A 17,117-nucleotide genomic window follows, 5' to 3' on the forward strand; every position below is an offset into this window, starting at 1 on the left:
ACTCCTGGAATAGGAACGGACAAGGACGAACAGAAAGGGCGGCGGGGAAAGGCGGGCGTCAGCCCTGGGCGTGCGGCGCGGCGGCGGGTGGCAGCCGGAAGGCGGCGCGCTCCTGCGCATCGAGCTGCGCGACGAGGCCGGTCTCCCATGCGAGGTAGCGGCGCGCGGCTTCCTTGTTGCCGTCGTGGCGGTCGTGCACGAAGAACAGGTAGTCGATGCAGTCCGCGTCGGCGGGCAGCGCGGGCGTGGCCTCGACCGGCAGGCCGGCGGCGCGCCATGCGGCCATCCCGCCTGCGAGCAGCAGCGGCGCGGGAGCGCGGCCCGCGAGTTCGGATGCGGCGGCCCAGGCCGCGAGCGATGCGTCGTCGGCCACCAGCACGAGCTGGCGCGGCTCGTGCTGGAGGTCGCGGGCCAGGCGCGGGCGGATCGACCAGCGCGCCTGCGGGATGTGGCCGGCGCGAAACTGCATGCTGCCGCGCAGGTCGACCAGCGCGACGTCGTCTTGCTCGAGCCGCGCGGCGAGCGTCCGCGCGTCGATGGCGGCCAGCACAGGCGCGGCCGGCGCGTCGGCGGGTGCCAGCGACAGTCCGCTTGCCAGCCCGCCTTCGAGCACGCTCGCGTCATGCCCCATCTGGCGCAGCCAGCTCGCGACGGTCGGCGCGCGCACGCCGTCGTCGTCGAACAGCACGAGGCGCGCGTTGCGCACGCCGAAATACTGGTCGCCGGCCTGCATCAGCTGGCCGCCGGGCGTGTGCTGCGCGCCGGGCAGGCTGCCGGCCGCGAATTCCTCGGGCGTGCGCACGTCGCACAGGAACAGGCTGCGCTGCGCATCGCCGGCCCACTCGCGCACGGTCTGCGCATTCACGGTGGGCACGCCGAAGCGGGCGGCCAGCGCCTGGGCCGCGGGGCGCAGGTCGGTGTTGCCGCTGTCGTCGGCATAGCGGCGCGTGCCGCCGTGCTCCAGCACATGGTCGCCGAGGTACCAGCCCTGCGTGCCGTTCTCCAGCGCGTAGACCGGGTTCGGCAGGCCCAGGTTGATGAGCGTCTGCGCGCCGATGATGCTGCGGGTGCGGCCCGCGCAGTTGATGACGATGGGCGTGGTGGTGTCGGGCACCAGCTGGCGCACGCGATAGGCCAGCTCGCCGTTGGGGCAGCAGGTGGCGCCGGGGATGTTCATCTTGTGGAACTCGCTGACGGGGCGGCCGTCGAGCACCACCACCTTGTCCTTGCGCGCCAGCATCTCGGCGAGCTGGCCGGCGCTGACGCGCGGCGTGTGATAGGCCTCCTCGGCCAGTTCGCCGAAGGTCTTGGAGGGCAGGTTGACGCCCGCGAAGAGCACATGGCCCGCGGCCTTCCAGGCACGGGCGCCACCCTGCAGCACATGCACGGCGCCGTAGCCGAGCGCGGCCAGTCGCGCGGCGGCGCGCTCGGCCACGTCGGTGTCGCCTTCGTCGTAGACCACCACGCGGACGCCGCGGCGCGGCACCAGGCGCGGCGCGTCGAGTTCCAGCCGGCTGAAGGGCAGGGGAATGCCGTAGAACAGGTGCGCCTCGCCGTACTGGCCGTGCTCGCGCACGTCGAGCAGCGCGATCTCGCGGCCGTCGTGCAGCCAGGTCTTGAGGGTCTTCGGGTCGATGAAGGAGGTCATGGGGGCAAGTCGTTGGGACGAACGAGGTCCTGCGAGGCCGCTGTGCGCGGCCCGCATGAAGAAAAAAGAAGGTTGGAGGGGGCGCCTCAGCGGCGCGTCTGCACGCCGATGCCCATGGTCTGGTACGTGCCCGCCGCCAGGTCGTAGGCGGTGCGGCTGTTCAGCGTTTCCAGTGCGCGGCCGTACATGTGCAGGTGGCGGATCACCTGCTCGCCCTGGATCTCCACCGAATGGATGTCCTCGGGCATCAGCGCGATGCCCCGGCCCGGCGCGACCACCACGAGCGCGGTTTCCTCGAGCTTGCCCACGCCGGGCACGCTGCCGTCGTCGGTGCGCGCGTACACGCGGTTGTGCTCGGTGCCTTCCACGGCCGCGATGCAGGCCCAGGTCGTGTGGTTGTGCGGCACGATCTTCTTGCCCGGGCGCATGACGTTCAGGTAGAGCGCATAGCTATGGTCCGGGTCTTCGGCAATGAGGTAGCGCGCCTGGTGCTCGCCGGCCTCGGGCGCCGGAAAGTCGGCGGCGCCCCAGTACTCGGTATGCGCGGCCAGGTCCTGCAGGGAGGCGAGCACCGTGTCGAGCGTTTCCCGGGTCGCTTCAGCGCCGCCAATGGCTTTCTTCATGGTGGCGATGGACGCGGCGACGGCCTGCTTGCGTTGCTCGGACGGGGTGCTCATTCGGTTTCTCCAGTGGGGTTGCCTGTTTGGTGTGCATTCACTGTAGTGACGGCGGCGTGACGCAACAATCCAGGCGGCGCAAGAAACACATTAATAAAATTGATGCATGCCCACGCTTGACCTTGAACTCCTGCGCTCCTTCGCCGCCGTGGTCAGCCACCACAGCTTCGCGGCGGCGGCCGTCCACCTGGAGCGCACGCAGTCGGCCGTGACGCAGCAGATGCAGCGGCTGGAAGAGCAGATCGGCCATCCGCTGTTCGTGAAGCAGGGGCGCCAGAAGCGGCTGACGGGGCACGGCGAGCGGCTGCTCACCTACGCGCACCACATGCTGGCGCTGAACGACGAAGCGCTGCGCAGCCTGCGCCAGGGCCAGCTGGAAGGCAACCTGCGCATCGGCGCGCCGCACGACGTGGCCGAGACCATGCTGCCGCTGCTGCTGACCGAGGTGGCGCGCACCTCGCCGCTGCTGCAGCTGGACATCCACATCGGCCGCAGCCCCTACCTGATGACCTCGCTCAAGAGCGGCGAGGTCGACATGATCATCTCCAACCGCGCGGACGAGCAGTCGCAGTTCGAAGGCGTGGTGCTGCGCAACTCGCCCACCGTGTGGCTGTGCGCCGCGAGCTACGTGCACGACCCGGCGAAGCCGGTGCCGCTCATCATGGCCGACGGACCCAGCATCTTCCGGCGCATCGGCCACGAGGCGCTCGACGCGGCGGGCGTGGCCTGGACGCCGCGCTACACCTCGTCGAGCCTGATCGGCATCAAGGCCGCGCTGCGCGCGGGGCTGGGGGTGACGGCACGCGGCGTGGAGCAGCTCGACGCGGGCCTGCGCGTGCTGGGCGCGGGCGACGGCATGCCGCGCCTGCCCGACCTGGCCTACCACCTCTACGTGCGCAGCCACGTGGTGAACCCGGTCACGCGGCAGGTGTTCGAGACGCTGAAGAAACACCTGCGGCTGCCGCCCGCCGACGAATCCAGCAAGGGTTTCGCCGCGTAACCGATGTGCTTGCGTGCAACAACATCGGTCGGAGACAAGGGCATTCATGAACTTCTCATCTCGCGCGGCTTCGCGCCTCCCGCGGCCGTGGCTGCTCGGTGCGCTGTTCGGCAGCGCGGCGGCCTGCGCGCAGCAGCAGAGCCATCTGCCGGAAATCCAGATCGTCGGCCCGCGCGATGCGGCCATCGGCACGGCCGACAGCGCGAGCGAGGGCGCGGTCGAGCGCGAGTCGTTCCAGTCCAGGCCCAAGCTGCGGCCCGGCGACATCGTCGAGGCGGTGCCCGGCGTGGTCGCCACGCAGCATTCGGGTGACGGCAAGGCCAACCAGTACTTCCTGCGCGGCTTCAACCTCGACCACGGCACCGACTTTGCGGTGACGGTCGACGGCATGCCGGTGAACATGCCCACGCACGGCCATGGCCAGGGGTATGCCGACCTCAACTTCCTGATGCCCGAGCTGGTGTCGGGCGTGCGCTACCGCAAGGGGCCCTACTTCGCGCAGAGCGGCGACTTCTCGCTCGCGGGCAGCGCGTCGCTCGACTATTTCAGCGCGCTCGAGTCGCCCTTTGCCGAAGTGACAGTGGGCTCGCACGGCTTTCGCCGCCTGCTGGCCGCGGGCTCGCGCACCGTGCAGGACCAGACCTGGCTCGGCGCCATCGAACTCGAAGGCAACAACGGCCCCTGGAACGTGCCCGAGAACCTCAGGAAGACCAACGCCGTGCTGCGCTATTCGCAGGGCTCGCAGACGCGCGGCTTCAGCGTTACCGCCATGGCCTACAAGAGCCAATGGACCTCGACCGACCAGGTGCCCGAGCGGCTGATCGACAGCGGCGAGCTGCCGCGCTTCGGCAGCCTGAACCCGACCGACGGCGGCAAGACCCAGCGCATCAGCCTGTCGGGCAAGTGGTTCGACAAAGGCCCGGGCGGCGACACCGAGTTCAGCGCCTACGCCATCGACTACCGCTTCGACCTGTTTTCCGATTTCACCTACTTCCTCAACAACCCGGTCAACGGCGACCAGTTCGAGCAGACCGACCGCCGCCGCATCTTCGGCGCGCAGGGCTCGCACGCGATGGCCAACAAGATCGCCGGGCTCGACGGACTGCTGAGCTTCGGCGCGCAGTGGCGCGGCGACCGCATCGGCGAGGTCGGCCTCTACGACACCGAGGCGCGCCAGCGCCTGGGCACCGTGCGCAACGACAAGGTCTCGCAGGACCTGTTCTCCGTGTATGGGCAGCAGCTCGTCAACTTCAGCGACCGGTGGCGCGGCTACGTGGGCCTGCGCGGCGACGCGCTGCGCTACAACGTGCAGGGCCGAGAGCCGGTGTATGGCCCGCTCAACAGCGGCAAGGGCCACGATTCGCAGCTGAGCCCCAAGTTCGGCCTGGCCTTCTCGCCCACGCCGGCGCACGAGTTCTATCTGAACGCGGGCGTGGGCTTCCACAGCAACGACGTGCGCGGCGCCGTCATCGCCGCCGACCCGCGCAGCGGCCTGCCGGCCGACCGCGTGCCCGCGCTGGTGAAGGGCCGCGGCGCGGAAATCGGCTGGCGCTTCCAGCCCGACGAAGACCTCACCGCCACGGTGGCGCTGTGGAAGCTCGGCCTGGCTTCGGAGCTGGTCTATGTCGGCGACGCGGGCACCACCGAGCCGGGGCGCGCGAGCACGCGGCGCGGGCTCGAAGCCACGCTGCGCTGGAAGTTCGACCGCGCCTGGCGCCTGGAGGTGGACGCCGCCGTGTCGCGCGCCCGCTTCAAGGGCGCGGCGCCCGAAGGCGAGGGCAACTACATCGACAACGCCGTCGAGCGCGTGCTGGCGGCCGGCATCACCTACGCCGAAGGCCCCTGGACCGCATCGCTGCGGCTGCGCTACATGGGGCCGCGCGCGCTCGACACGCTGAACAGCGTGCGCTCGCGCGCGGCCACGCTGCTGAACTTCGGCGCGCGCTATGCGGTCGACAAGCGCCTGACGCTGGGGCTCGACGTGTTCAACCTGGCGGGCCGCAAGGGCAACGACATCGAGTACTACTACGCCTCGTGCACCGCGGGCGAGGTGGCGGGCGGCACCTGCGGCGGCGGCGTCAACGACCGGCACATCCACCCGATGGAGCCGCGCAGCGTGCGGGTCAGCGCGCGCTACACGTTCTGAGCGGCCGCGACACAGTGGCCGCGCCCGTTCTGCTTGGCCCGGTACATCGCCTTGTCGGCGGTGGACAGCAGGTCCTGCGGGGTTTCACCGCCGCTGCCCAGGGCGATGCCGACCGACGCGCCGATCACGATCGGTGACCGCGCCAACTGCAGCGGCCGGGCGATCGCCTCGACGCATCGCCGCGCCAGCGCCAGGGCGTTCTGGTCCGCGGGCCCTTCGATGTCGGCGGCCAGCAGCACGAATTCGTCGCCGCCGATGCGCGCCACCGTGTCGGTCTGACGCACCAGCGCCTGCAGCCGGCGCGCGATTTCCCGGAGGGCCTGGTCGCCCGCCTCGTGGCCGAGGGTGTCGTTGAGCATCTTGAAGCCGTCGAGATCGAGATAGAGCACGGCCACCCGGTGCGAATGCCGCCTGGCGCGCGCCAGCGCCTGCAGGAGCCGGTCGTCCAGCAGCTTGCGGTTGGGCAGGCCGGTCAGCGTGTCGTGATGGGCCAGGCGGGCCAGCGCCTCCTGGTTGTCCTGCAGCTTGGCCAGCAGCCGGTTGAATGCCTGGGTCAGGTGGCCGATCTCGTCGTTGCGCACCACCCGCAGCGGTGCGAGCGCGAGTTCGCCGCGCGTCATCCGGTCGGCCTGGTCGGCGGCGCGCAGCAGCGGGCGCAGCAGCCAGGCCATGATCAGGCCGATCACGACCAGCACCGCCGCCACCGCGGGCGCGCGCTGCTGCAGGATGAAGGTCTGCATGCGCCCCACCGGCGCCAATGCCTGCGCCACCGGCAGCCGCGCCACCACGAACCAGCCGCTGGTCGGCACCGACGCGATGGCGGAGATTTCCTCGATGCCCCTGGCGTTGCGGGTCGTTCCGCTGCCGCGGTAGCCGGCCATGGCCCGGTCGTGCAGGGGATTCACGCCCTCGGGCGGGGTGGGCGTGAGCGACATGCCGACGTCCGTGGAGGCCACGAAGATCCGGTCGCGCGGCGACACCACCAGGATGCCCCCGTCCTGGCCCACGCGCCCGCGCTGCAGGTGGTCGAGCAGGCCGTCGGCCGAGAGGTCCGCGGTGCCCAGCAGCACGGCGCTCACCCGGCCGGCGGCGTCACGCAGCGGGACGGCCATGGGCAGCACCGAGTGCCCGGAGGCGGCTGCCCGGGCCCGGCCCAGCGCCGGCTGCCCGTGGCGCGCGGCCTCGAATTCCGGATCGTCCGTTGTGAGTTGGCCCGCGCCATCGAGACGCCTGCCGGTGGCGTCGGCAACCTTCAGGCCGATCGGGAAGAGGGCGCTGAGGGTGCTGCGTTCTTCCAGCCAGGCCCGCAGCCGCTCGGGCCGGGCCAGGAGCTCGGGCGGCAGCGTGGCCGCCAGGCGCTCGAGGAACGAGAGGCGCTCGCCCAGGTAGTTGTCGACATCGCGTGCCACGTAATCGGCTAGGGCCGTCTGCTGCACCGCCACCGACCGGGTGAGGTCTTCCCGCAGGAAGCGGGTGAGCTGGGTGTAACTGGCGGCGGTCCCCAGCATGGCCATCAGCAGACCCATCACGAGCAGGCGAACAACCAGACTGTTGGCAGATTTTCTGAGGTTCACTCGGGCGGTGGCGTCGTGGAGCGGATGTTGCGGACTGTAAACGAATTACTTCATCTTTTACCCGAACCTTCTGCGCCGCCGCGACCGATCGGCCCGGGCTCCTGCCCGGCGAGGCGTGTCACTCCATGCGCACACCGTTGCGCAAGACGCCGATCGCGTCGACCTCCACCTCGACACTGTCTCCCGCCTTCATCCACACGGGTGGCGTGCGCTTGGCGCCCACGCCGCCGGGCGTGCCGGTGACGATCACGTCGCCCGCGGCCAGCGGCATGAAGGCGGAGATGTGCGCAATCTGCCGGGGAATGCCGTGGATCAGCTTGTCGGTGGTGGTGCGTTGCATCTCCTGGCCGTTGAGCCGCGTGACCAGCGTCATGACCTGGCCGTCGGCGATCTCGTCGCGCGTGACCATCCACGGACCGAAACCACCGGTGCGCCAGAAGTTCTTGCCGGCCGTCCACTGCGGGGTCGCGGTCTGCCAGTCTCGGATGCTGCCGTCGTTGTAGCAGGCGTAGCCGGCGATGTGGTTCCACGCATCGGCCTCGGCGATGCGCCGTCCGCCCCGGCCGATGACGATGGCGATCTCGCCCTCGTAGTCGAGCTTGCTCGACTCGGGCGGCAGCACGATATCTTCGCCGTGCGCCACCTGCGACTCGGCCACGCGCAGGAAGAGCGTGGGCTTCTCGGTGATCTCGCGGCCGGTCTCGCGCACGTGCTCGCCGTAGTTGAGTCCCACGCAAACGATCTTGCCGGGGTTGGGGATCACGGGCAGCAACTGCACCTCGCTCAGCGGGAGCGTGGCGTCGGCCTTGGCGATGGCGGCGGCGGCTTCGTCCAGCAGGCCGGCGGCGATCAGCGCCTTCAGGTCCGTCGCGCGGCTGCCGAAGATGCCGCGCAGGTCGGCAACGCGGTCCGCGCGCTCCCCTGTCACCGCACCGTAGCTGTCGATGCCGTTGTGTTGGTAGCTGATGAGTTTCATGGTCTGTCCGTGAGGCCCGCGAGGGCACGTGGTGGTTGTGGAAACGGATTTACGCCAGGCGACCTCCAATGCGCGAAGCGCCCTCGGTGATCAGGTGAACCATCTTGTCGAGATCGACGATCGACAGGCGCGAGGTGTCGAAGACCAGCGAGATGGCGCCCCACGCGCCTCCATCGGCCTTCAGGATCGGCGCGGCGACGGCCGCGAGCTGCGGCTCGAGCTCGCCGATCGAGATGTAGTGGCCCGCCTTGCGGATCGCCGCGTAGTAGCGGCGGAACTCGCTCCACTCGGCGGGCAGCCCGCAGCGCACCAGCTCGTCGTGGCGGGCGTCGAAGACCTTGCGCAACTGCGCCGGCGCGAACGTGGCCAGCAGCACCTTGGGCGCGCCGCCCTGGAACAGCGGACGCGGCCTGCCGCGTCCGTAGGCCAGCGCGGGCGGCGCACCGCCCATCTCGCGGTGCGTGTCGAGCACCTGCATGCCGAACAGGCCCGAAGCGACGCAGTCGAAGCCGGTGGCCGCCACCAGCTCGCGCATCACCGGAATGCCTTCGCGCAGCACCGGGTCCGCCTTGCGGATGTAGTGGTCGAGCAGGATGATGCGCGGCCCCAGCGCGTAGTGCGAATCCTCCACGCGCTGCAGCAGGCCGGCCTCCAGCAGCAGCCGCACGTAGCGGTAGCCCGTGGGCAGCGACACGTCGAGCGCGGCCGAGATGTCGTCCGCCGTGCGTGTCAGGTGCGTGTCGTCGAACAGGTCGAGAACGCCCAGCATGCGGCCCAGGCTGGACAGGGATTTTTCCGGCACGCGATTTCCTCCAGGATGTCATGGCGCGACGGGGAGGTGTTGCGAGATGCGATCCAGATCGAGCCCCGTGCGCGCGACGCCGACGATATATCGGTCGGGCCGCAGTATCACCGCTTGCGCTTCCTGCGCGTCGAGCCAGTCGCGCAGCGGCGCGTCGGGCTGGTCGATGACCATCGCGTCGGCGCGTCGCCAACGCTCGACGGTGGCGGGAGCGGCGGCCGCGAGCGCGGCGGGTTGGCCGATGACCGCGCTGCGGCGACCCAGCAGGTCGTCGAGCAGCCGTCCGTCGCAAAGGCGCGGCTGCGGAAACGGCCGGCCCGCGGGCGAGCCGGGCTGCGCGTCGAAGGCGCCTTCGCCCAGCACCTGCGGCGGCAGCTCGAAGATCTCCGGGCGGCCTGCGCGGAACCTCGCGTCGCGCTCGGCGGCCAGCGCCGGGTCGGTGGTCTGGATGATGTTGCCCAGCCGCACCGCCAGCTCGATGAGCGCGCGCACATGCGGTGCGCGTTCCGACTCGTACGTGTCGAGCAGCGCATCGGGGGCCTGACGCGCCAGCACCGCTTCGAGTTTCCATGCGAGGTTGGCCGCGTCGCGGATGCCCGCGCACATGCCCTGGCCGAGGAAGGGCGGCGTCTGGTGGCAGGCATCGCCCGCCAGCAGCAGCCGGCCGCGGCGCCAGCCCTGCGCAATGACGGAATGGAAGGTGTAGATGGCCGCGCGTTCCAGCCACGCCTGGTCGGGCCGCACCCACGGCGCAACCAGCCGCCACAACGATGCGGGCTGCACCAGCGCTTCGCGGTCGTCGCCGGGCAGCACCATGATCTCCCAGCGCCGACGGTCGCCGACCACGTTGCAATAGGTCATGGGTCGTGCCGGGTCGCAGTGCTGCACCGTGTGCGTGGGCAGGTCGACCGGCTGGGTGAGCACCACGTCGAACACCAGCCACGGCTGGCGCAGCCCGAGGTCGAGCATCGCGCTGCCCATGTGCCGTCGCACCGGCGAGCGCGCGCCGTCGCAGCCGATGACGTAGCGCGCGCGCACGGCGGACGCCCGGCCGCTGCCGGTTTCGCGCACGGCCAGGGTGGCGCCGTCCGCGTCCTGCGAGACGCCGGTCACCTCGCTGCACAGCCGCACCTGCACATTGCGAAAGCGCGCCAGGCCTTCGCGCAACACGGCCTCGAGCTCGGGTTGGTGAAAGTAGTAGTTGTTGGCGCAGCCGTGCGGCCCGAGCGCGGCGCTGCCGCCGCGTATCAGCATGGTCTCGCCCGCGCCGTTGACGAAGTGCATGCCCTGCTCACCGGGGCGCGCGATGGCCAGGGCCTGCTCGCGCAGTCCCGCGCCCTGCAGGATGCGCAGCACCTCGCCGTCGAAGTGGATCGCGCGCGGCAGCGGGAACACGCCGGCTTCCCGCTCGAGCACCACCACCGACAGCCCCGCCGCGCCCAGCAGGTTGGCCAGCGTGGCGCCGGTGGGGCCGAGTCCGACGATCGCGACGTCGTGCATGTGCCGCGGCTCAGCCACGCTGGTCTTCTTCCATGCGGCGCGCCACCTCGGCCTGCCACTCGGCGCGGCTCATGAACTTCGGAAACCGCCTGGCGATGGCTTCCGCACGCCCAAGGATGACCTCGTCGGACTGGGACAGGTCGACCGGTTCGCGCAGCGGCTGCTCGCAGTACCAGGGCGTGTCCATGAAGAGCTCGAGCCGGTTGCCCTCGGGATCGCGGCAATACACCGACACCGCGTTGCCGTGCGTCACCGGGTGCATGTCGCTCGCGCCCTCGGCCAGCAGCCGGTCGTGGAACTGGCGCAGCGTGGCGATGTCGGGCACCCGGAAGGAGATCTGGTTGACCACGTTGAAGCCCGCATCGGCCGGCCGGCCGGTGGCGAGCACCAACTGGTGGTGCTCACGCGGGTCCCGGCTCAGGAACACCAGCTGCACCGCACCCAGGTCGCCCGCGTCGGTCTGCGTGAAGCGCAGGGCCTGGCGGTAGAAGCGCGCCATGCGCGGGAGGTCGCTCACGTACAGGCCGATGTGGCTGAACTGCAGGTTCGATGGGCTGCTTTCGGTCAATTCAATGTCTCCTGGCGATAAAGCGGGCCGGTATCCGGCTCTGCGTTGAAGAAATGATATTGAGATTATCGTATTTTGACAATACAACTTATTTATCTATCATTCGACCTCGTGCAAACGGCACGCAAGATCAACAGGAGACAAACCGATGAGAGTTCTGAAGATGACGGTCCGCCGCTGGATGGCCCTCGGCGTGATGGCCTCGGCCGGCGCAGTGGCCGGCGGCGCGGCGGCGCAGGCGGATTACCCGAGCAAGGCGGTGCGCATCATTGCCCCCTTTCCCGCGGGCAGCGGGCCCGACGCGAATGCGCGCGAGATCGCCGCCGAGCTCACGAAGATCCTGGGCCAGACCTTCTTCGTGGAAAACCGGCCTGGTGCCTCGAACATCATCGGCACCGAAGTGGCCGCCAAGGCGCCGGCCGATGGCTACTCGCTGTACATCGGCACGACCAGTTCGCTGTCGGTGGTGCCGCACCTGTACGCGAAGCTGCCGTTCAACGCCGAGAAGGATTTCGCGCCCGTCAGCCTGCTGGGCGTGCTGAACACCGGCCTCATCGCCACGCCCGGCGTCGAGGCGAAGGATGCGCGCGCGCTCATCGCGGCACTCAAGGCCAGGCCCGATTCAGTGGCGGTCGCGACGGCGGGCATCGGCAGCTATTCGCACCTGTCGGCCGTGTGGTTCAACAACGTCGCGGGCGTGAAGACCAACCTCGTGCCCTACAACAGCACCAGCCCCTACACCGATCTGATCGCCGGACAGGTGCAGGCCATGTTCGACGGCCTGCCCGCTGCGGCCGGAAGCATCCGCGCCGGCCGGCTGAAGCTGCTGGCCATCACAGGCAGCAAGCGGCATCCGAGCTTCCCCGAAGTGCCGACCTTCGCCGAGGCGGGCCTGCCGGACTACGCGCCCATCGCCTGGCAGGGCATCCTCGCGCCGGCCGGCACGCCCAAGCCCATCCTGGAGAAGCTCAGCGCCGCCATGCAGAAGGCCTGTCAGTCCGAAGAACTGGCGAAGAAGTGGCGCGACTACGGCGGTGAGCTGCGCTGCAACTCACAGGCGGAGTTCGCCGCGTTCATCCATGACGATCGCCAGATGTGGGGCCAGGTGATCAGGCAGGCCAACATCAAGCTCGACTGACGCGCGGCCGGCCATCGAACGAGGAGGCACCTCCGGGTGCCCTCTTCGCGGGCTATACGTTCTGCGCCGCCAGCGCATCGCTCGCCGGCCCCAGTCGGCACGACCAGACGGTGATGCCGGCCATGGCCAGCACCAGGAAGCCGCCGAACCCCGCCAGCGTGGGCAGCAGCGGCGCATCGAAGTAGAGCAGCGCGCCGTAGACCCCCAGCATGGCCAGGGAGGCCAGGCTTTCGTTGAAGTTCTGCACCGCGATCGACTGGCCCGGGTTCATGCGCAGCAGGCCGCGGCTTTGCAGCAGCGCGTTCATCGGCACCAGCAGCAGGCCCGCGAGCGCGCCGATCGCCACCAGCAGCACGGCCGCGACGATGGGTTGCGTGACCAGGGTCATCAGCAGCACCGTGGCACCGAGCACCACGCCCAGCGGCAGCGCGCGCCGGGCGCGCGGCAGTGGAAACCAGCGCGATGCGCCCAGCGCACCCAGTGCCATGCCGATGGCCACCGCGATCTGCAGCAGCGCCCCTTGCGACAGCTTCAGCCCCAGCCGTTCGGCGGCGAAGCGCAGCACCATGAACTGCAGCGTGGCGGAGGCGGCCCAGAACAGGCTGGTGACTGCCAGCGAGATGCGTGCGTCGGGGTCGCGCCACAGCAGCCCCAGCGAATGCCTGAAGTCCCGCAGCAGGAGGCCCGGATGCGCCAGCGCCGCGCGATCGCGTGCCGGGTTGTGCGGAATCGCCAGCGTGCACGCCGCGGCCAGCAGGTACACCGCGCCAATGGCCACCAGCGCCTGGCTGCTGCCGACCAGCGAGCTGCCGAGCGCCACGCCGAACAGGATCGACAGCACCGTGGTCGCCTCGATCCAGCCGTTGGCGCCCACCAGCGCATCCTGCGGCAGCAGCTCCGGCAGGATGCCGTACTTGGCCGGCGAATAGGCGGCCGCGCCCAGGCCGACCAGCGCATAGGCCACCAGCGGCTGCACGTGCCACAGCAGCAGGCCGCAGCCGCCGAGCTTGACGAGGTTGGTGGCCATCAGCACCCGGTCCTTGGGCGCGGCATCGGCGACCGCGCCCGCGAAGGCGGCCAGCAGCACGTAAGAGACGTAGAAGAACACCCGCAGCGCCGGCGTCATCCAGCCCGGCGCGTGCTGCTGCATGAGCAGGTCGATGGCGACGATCAGCAGTGCGTTGTCGGCCAGCGAGCTCAGGAACTGCGCCCCCACCACGGAGGCTAGCGCGCGCCGCGGGCGTGCGGCCAGCCTCACGTGGACACGCCGCAAGGCACGCCGGAAGTCACGCCAAAGAAGTGCTGGCGGTAGCGCGGCGCGATGTCGTCCAGCCGCAGCATCAGCGGGAGGTCGGCGGTGTTGAAGGCCGCGTCGAGCGCGGGCGGCCCGAGCAGGCGGGCACCGCAGCGCAGGTAGCCCTTGATGAGCGGCGGCGCGGCGGGCGCGGCGGCGTCGCTGCGGGCATCGGCCTCCAGGTCGGTGTCCAGCGGCAGCGCGATGCGCGGCTCGACACGCCAGCGCTGTTCGACCAGGTGCGTGCGGCACAGCCGGTGCCACAGCCGCGCGGCGGCCAGGCCGTGGTCTTCCATGCCGATGCTGGCGCAGCCGATCATGGTGTCGAGCCGGTGCTCGACCATGTACTGCCCGAGTGCCGTCCACAGCGCCATGATGACGCTGCCCGAGCGCCACTCGGCATCCACGCACGAGCGGCCCAGCTCCAGCGCGCGGCCGCGCAGCGGCATGAGCGGGGTCAGGTCGAACTCCGTGTCGGTGTAGAAGCCGCCCGCGCGCCGCGCCGCATCGGGCGTCAGCACGCGGTAGGTGCCGATGAGCGGGCCGGGGCCGTGCTCCGGGTCGATGGCGCGCACCAGCAGGTGGTCGCAGAAGGGATCGAAGCGGTCGGCGTCCAGCCCGGGGGGCGTGCCTTCGGGCGGTGCCAGGTGCGCGCCCATTTCCTGCGCGAACACGCGAAAGCGAAGCCGCTGGGCGTCGCGCAGGTCTTCCTCGCAGTCGGCCCAGCGCGTTTCCAGCACGGGTGCGTGCGCGGCGGGCCGGTGGATCTGAAAAGCGTGCGGGGCGATGGTTTCCGTCTGCATGCTGATCTCTCAGTTGGAAGGCGGGTACCGCTCGACCAGGCGGTTCTGCCGCCGGTTGAGCCGTGCCAGCGCCAGCAGCCCGATGGGCCGCACGCCGTTCCTGCGCTGCGCGGCGCCGATGGCGAACAGCAGCCGCTGCTTCGCGAAGACCATGCGAAAGCCCTGCAGCACGCCGATGTCGGGGTCCCAGGCCTCGATGGCTTCGGAGCCCGCGCCGTTGATCTCCATGATGGTGAAGCCGCGACCGGCGGCCAGCTCGCGCAGGCTGTCGAAGCGCACGTCGAAGCGGCCGAAGTGAAATGCGGGCATGTCGCGCGCGATGGCATCGACGGCGCGCGCGAGCTCCGGCGTGGCCAGCGCCGCGCCGTTGCGGTAAAGCCCGCCGACGCGGGTCGAGCCGATGGTGGCCAGCCGCACGTGCTGCCCGGCGGCGGGCACGCTCGCAAGCGGCACGCGGCATTCGTGGCGCGGCGAACGCGCGATGCGGCGCGCGCGCGTGTCGGCCGCGATGAGCTCGCCCACGGTGCTGCGGCCGTCGCCGGTCACGCGCGGGAAGTAGCGCAGCGCCAGGCCGATGATGCGGCCCTCTTCCGTCACCGGATCGCGCGCGTAGAAGATGCCGGCTTCGCCCTCCTGCGGCAGGTAGCGCTGCAGTACCACCGTCTCGTCGCGCGGGAACACCGCGAGGTAGGCCCGCAGCGCGGCCATGTCGTGCAGCAGGCGCACGCCGTAGCCGCACAGGCCGAGGTTGGGCTTGACGACCACCGGGAAACCGAAGCCGGCGCGTTCCATGGCCTGGCGCAGCGCGGGCTCGGTGGCGGTGTCGTCGTTGCGCACGGCGCAGTGGTCGGCGGTGAAGGAGCGCGCGAGCGGGCCCATGCCGTCGAAGTACTCGAGCTTGCCTTCGCCCACCAGGCCGCCCGACGTGAGATGGGGGTTGGCCGCCGACGGCACGGTGACGCCGCCGTGGCGCACCGACAGCCACAGCCACTGCACGACCAGCGGCACGCAGATGAGCCACTTGGGCATGCGTTCGAGCAAACTGCATTCGCGCACCTGCGACAGGCGGCGCGCGTCGGGGCCGATGTCGAGTTCGGCGGCCACTACCCGTCTCCCAGCGGACGGCGGGCGACGAGGCCGACCGCGGCGATGCGGTCGATGTGCGCGTACACCGGCCGCTCCAGTTCCTCTCCGAACACGTCGGGGTCGATCTCCGCATACGACCACTCGAAGCCCGAGGCCGCGAGCAGCGGTTGCAGCTCGCGCAGGAAGGGATCTTCGCCGTCCACCATGGCCACGCCGGTGTACAGCAGCAGCCGGCCGCCCGGCGCAAGACGCTTCAGCGACTCTGCCGCGATGCGCACGCCCAGGGCTCGCCCGAGCCGCGCGCCGCCGTGCCGGTAGGCACGCTGCGCGGCGTCGTCGAGGTAGGGCGGGTTGGAGATGATGAGGTCGAACGTGCCCTGCACCGCCGAGAGTGCATCGCCCTGCGCCAGCGCCACGGGAATGCCGGCCACCTCCGCGTTGACGGCGGTGTATTGAAGCGCAAGTGGGTTGATGTCGTTCATGACCACCGTCGCCGCCGCGCCGGCTTCGGCCAGCGCGCGCGCCGCGACGATGCCGCCCGCACCGCTGCCGCAGCCGATGTCCAGCACGCGCAGCGGGACTGCGCCCCGGGGCTTGAGCGCTTGCAGGGCATGGCCGATGAAGCGCGCGAAGCGGCTGGTGTCGGGGCCGAAGAACACGGCGTTCTCTTCGACCGTGGGGTATGCCGAGTGGAAGAACAGGTCGTCGCCGAGGCTGGCGATTCGCACGGTGCTGCGCAGCAGCGAACCATCGCGCCGCACGATGCCGGCCTGCTCCATGCCGGCCAGCAGCGCGGGCGGCAACGCACCCGCTTCGAACGGGAGGTTCCAGCCGAAGACGTCGCGCAACGTCGAGCCCGGCTCACGACCGCGTCGCGCGAGCACGCGCTGGTGGGTGAGGGGGGTGACGGTGGTGAAGCGATAGCCCGTGGCCGCCACCTGGCGCAATACGCCGGCGGCATTCAGCATGCGGCGGCCTCCTCGATCTGCAGTTCCGCCGCATAGCGCGCGAAGCAACGCGCCCCGCAGGCCAGCCGCATCAACGCGCCCTCGGCGATGAACTGCCCGCAGGCCGGGTCTTCCGCGACCAGCGGGCGGATCACTTCGCGCAGCCAGGCGCGTGCATGCGACACGTCGAGCGCCGCATGCAGGTCGAAATAGGCCCGCGCGCGGCCGCTCAGGCCCAGGCGGCGCATGCCGGCCGCCACCTTCTTCACACGGCCCGGCGCGGTGAGCTCGATCACGCCGAGCGCGCCCACGGCGTGGTACGCATAGCGCCGCGAGGTCGCAAGACCCACCATGGTGTTGGCCAGCGCGAGCGACTCCCACGCCGTGGTGTCGATGGCCGGATGCAGGTCAAGTTCGCGCACCATCTGCTCGAGCATCTGGCCGTGCATGGCGCCTTGCTTGCCGTGGCCCATCTCGTCCCAGAAGTTGCGCGCGCACTCGAGCTTGGGCTGCGGCGGCAGCTTGACCTGGGTAAAGGCCAGCAGGTCTTCGAAGCCCGCCTCGCCCGCGGCCTCCTGCGTGAGGAACCAGCGCATCTGCGCCAGCTTGGCTTCTTCCGCCAGCCAGTCGAACAGCGGGTGGTGCTGGCCGGGGCCGGTGCGCTCCAGCGTCTCGAACCAGCTCGCGAAGTGGTCCGCATTGCCGGCCGCGGCGGACGCCGCCACCTGCACCTGGCTGCGCAGGGCCTCGAGGAAGTCGCCTTCCAGCAGCCGGTGTTCGTGCTCGCGCGCGAGGTCTTCGCGCCACTGCGGGGAAGGAGTGCCCGGCTTCAGCCGGGCGGCGTTGAAACGGGCGAGGCGCCGGTGCAGCAGCCGTTGCGCGGCCGGGTCCGTGATGTCGTCTGCGGACATGGGCGATCCTTCTCGGGCGGTGGAGGAAAGGGGCCAGCGTGCGCTCT

The 17,117-nt window shown here is 70.6% G+C and carries 15 protein-coding genes; 3 read left to right on the plus strand and 12 right to left on the minus strand.

Annotated elements, in window-relative coordinates; genetic code table 11:
- Positions 1-58: 58 nt before the first annotated feature.
- Positions 59-1,648 carry a rhodanese-like domain-containing protein gene (locus C4F17_RS29900; RefSeq protein ID WP_106938070.1) on the minus strand — a complete coding sequence of 530 codons (1,590 nt, stop codon included), beginning with the start codon at positions 1,646-1,648 and terminating at the stop codon, positions 59-61.
- An 86-nt stretch (positions 1,649-1,734) separates the two neighbouring features.
- A complete protein-coding gene (locus C4F17_RS29905; protein WP_106938071.1) occupies positions 1,735-2,325 on the minus strand; it encodes a cysteine dioxygenase family protein in 591 nt (196 codons plus the stop codon).
- Positions 2,326-2,431: 106 nt separating this feature from the next.
- On the opposite strand from C4F17_RS29905, the gene C4F17_RS29910 reads away from it, so the two are divergent.
- Complete coding sequence (locus C4F17_RS29910; protein WP_106938072.1) at positions 2,432-3,325, plus strand: LysR substrate-binding domain-containing protein; 894 nt, start codon at positions 2,432-2,434, stop codon at positions 3,323-3,325.
- 46 nt (positions 3,326-3,371) lie between these two features.
- The gene (locus C4F17_RS29915) at positions 3,372-5,471 is read left to right on the plus strand and encodes a TonB-dependent receptor (RefSeq protein WP_106938073.1); all 2,100 of its coding nucleotides are present in this window, start codon (positions 3,372-3,374) and stop codon (positions 5,469-5,471) included.
- Here C4F17_RS29915 and C4F17_RS29920 read toward each other — a convergent pair.
- The 5 genes from C4F17_RS29920 to C4F17_RS29940 all read right to left on the minus strand — a co-directional run bounded on the left by C4F17_RS29920 (position 5,459) and on the right by C4F17_RS29940 (position 10,891).
- Positions 5,459-7,045: a GGDEF domain-containing protein gene (locus tag C4F17_RS29920; protein ID WP_234383161.1), complete on the minus strand. Its 1,587-nt coding sequence runs from the start codon at positions 7,043-7,045 to the stop codon at positions 5,459-5,461. The genes C4F17_RS29915 and C4F17_RS29920 overlap by 13 nt on opposite strands.
- Positions 7,046-7,163: 118 nt before the next feature.
- Positions 7,164-8,021 carry a fumarylacetoacetate hydrolase family protein gene (locus C4F17_RS29925; protein ID WP_106938075.1) on the minus strand — a complete coding sequence of 286 codons (858 nt, stop codon included), beginning with the start codon at positions 8,019-8,021 and terminating at the stop codon, positions 7,164-7,166.
- Between the two features lie 49 nt (positions 8,022-8,070).
- Positions 8,071-8,823, minus strand: a complete 753-nt coding sequence (locus tag C4F17_RS29930) for an IclR family transcriptional regulator (RefSeq protein WP_234383163.1) — start codon at positions 8,821-8,823, stop codon at positions 8,071-8,073.
- A gap of 18 nt (positions 8,824-8,841) precedes the next feature.
- The gene (mhpA, locus tag C4F17_RS29935) at positions 8,842-10,323 is read right to left on the minus strand and encodes a bifunctional 3-(3-hydroxy-phenyl)propionate/3-hydroxycinnamic acid hydroxylase MhpA (protein WP_234383165.1); all 1,482 of its coding nucleotides are present in this window, start codon (positions 10,321-10,323) and stop codon (positions 8,842-8,844) included.
- A gap of 10 nt (positions 10,324-10,333) precedes the next feature.
- The gene (locus C4F17_RS29940; protein ID WP_275892593.1) at positions 10,334-10,891 is read right to left on the minus strand and encodes a VOC family protein; all 558 of its coding nucleotides are present in this window, start codon (positions 10,889-10,891) and stop codon (positions 10,334-10,336) included.
- 148 nt (positions 10,892-11,039) lie between these two features.
- Between C4F17_RS29940 and C4F17_RS29945 the strand changes: the two genes are divergently transcribed.
- Positions 11,040-12,029: a Bug family tripartite tricarboxylate transporter substrate binding protein gene (locus C4F17_RS29945; RefSeq protein ID WP_106938077.1), complete on the plus strand. Its 990-nt coding sequence runs from the start codon at positions 11,040-11,042 to the stop codon at positions 12,027-12,029.
- Positions 12,030-12,081: 52 nt separating this feature from the next.
- On the opposite strand, the gene lplT is transcribed toward C4F17_RS29945, so the two are convergent.
- Genes lplT through C4F17_RS29970 form a run of 5 tightly spaced genes read right to left on the minus strand, consistent with a single transcriptional unit; the run spans position 12,082 to position 17,070 of the window.
- The gene (gene lplT, locus C4F17_RS29950; RefSeq protein WP_159053777.1) at positions 12,082-13,287 is read right to left on the minus strand and encodes a lysophospholipid transporter LplT; all 1,206 of its coding nucleotides are present in this window, start codon (positions 13,285-13,287) and stop codon (positions 12,082-12,084) included.
- Entirely contained in the window at positions 13,284-14,126 is an 843-nt protein-coding gene (locus C4F17_RS29955; protein ID WP_106938079.1) for a GNAT family N-acetyltransferase, read from the minus strand. The genes lplT and C4F17_RS29955 overlap by 4 nt, the downstream gene beginning before the upstream one ends.
- Positions 14,127-14,135: 9 nt before the next feature.
- Complete coding sequence (locus tag C4F17_RS29960) at positions 14,136-15,230, minus strand: hypothetical protein (RefSeq protein WP_106938080.1); 1,095 nt, start codon at positions 15,228-15,230, stop codon at positions 14,136-14,138.
- On the minus strand, positions 15,230-16,180 hold the full coding sequence (locus C4F17_RS29965) for a methyltransferase (protein WP_106938081.1): 951 nt from the start codon (positions 16,178-16,180) through the stop codon (positions 15,230-15,232). The genes C4F17_RS29960 and C4F17_RS29965 overlap by 1 nt, the downstream gene beginning before the upstream one ends.
- Positions 16,174-17,070 carry an iron-containing redox enzyme family protein gene (locus tag C4F17_RS29970; protein WP_081269299.1) on the minus strand — a complete coding sequence of 299 codons (897 nt, stop codon included), beginning with the start codon at positions 17,068-17,070 and terminating at the stop codon, positions 16,174-16,176. The genes C4F17_RS29965 and C4F17_RS29970 overlap by 7 nt, the downstream gene beginning before the upstream one ends.
- Positions 17,071-17,117: the final 47 nt, after the last annotated feature.

The sequence above is a fragment of the Variovorax sp. PMC12 genome, assembly GCF_003019815.1.
GTDB lineage: Bacteria > Pseudomonadota > Gammaproteobacteria > Burkholderiales > Burkholderiaceae_C > Variovorax.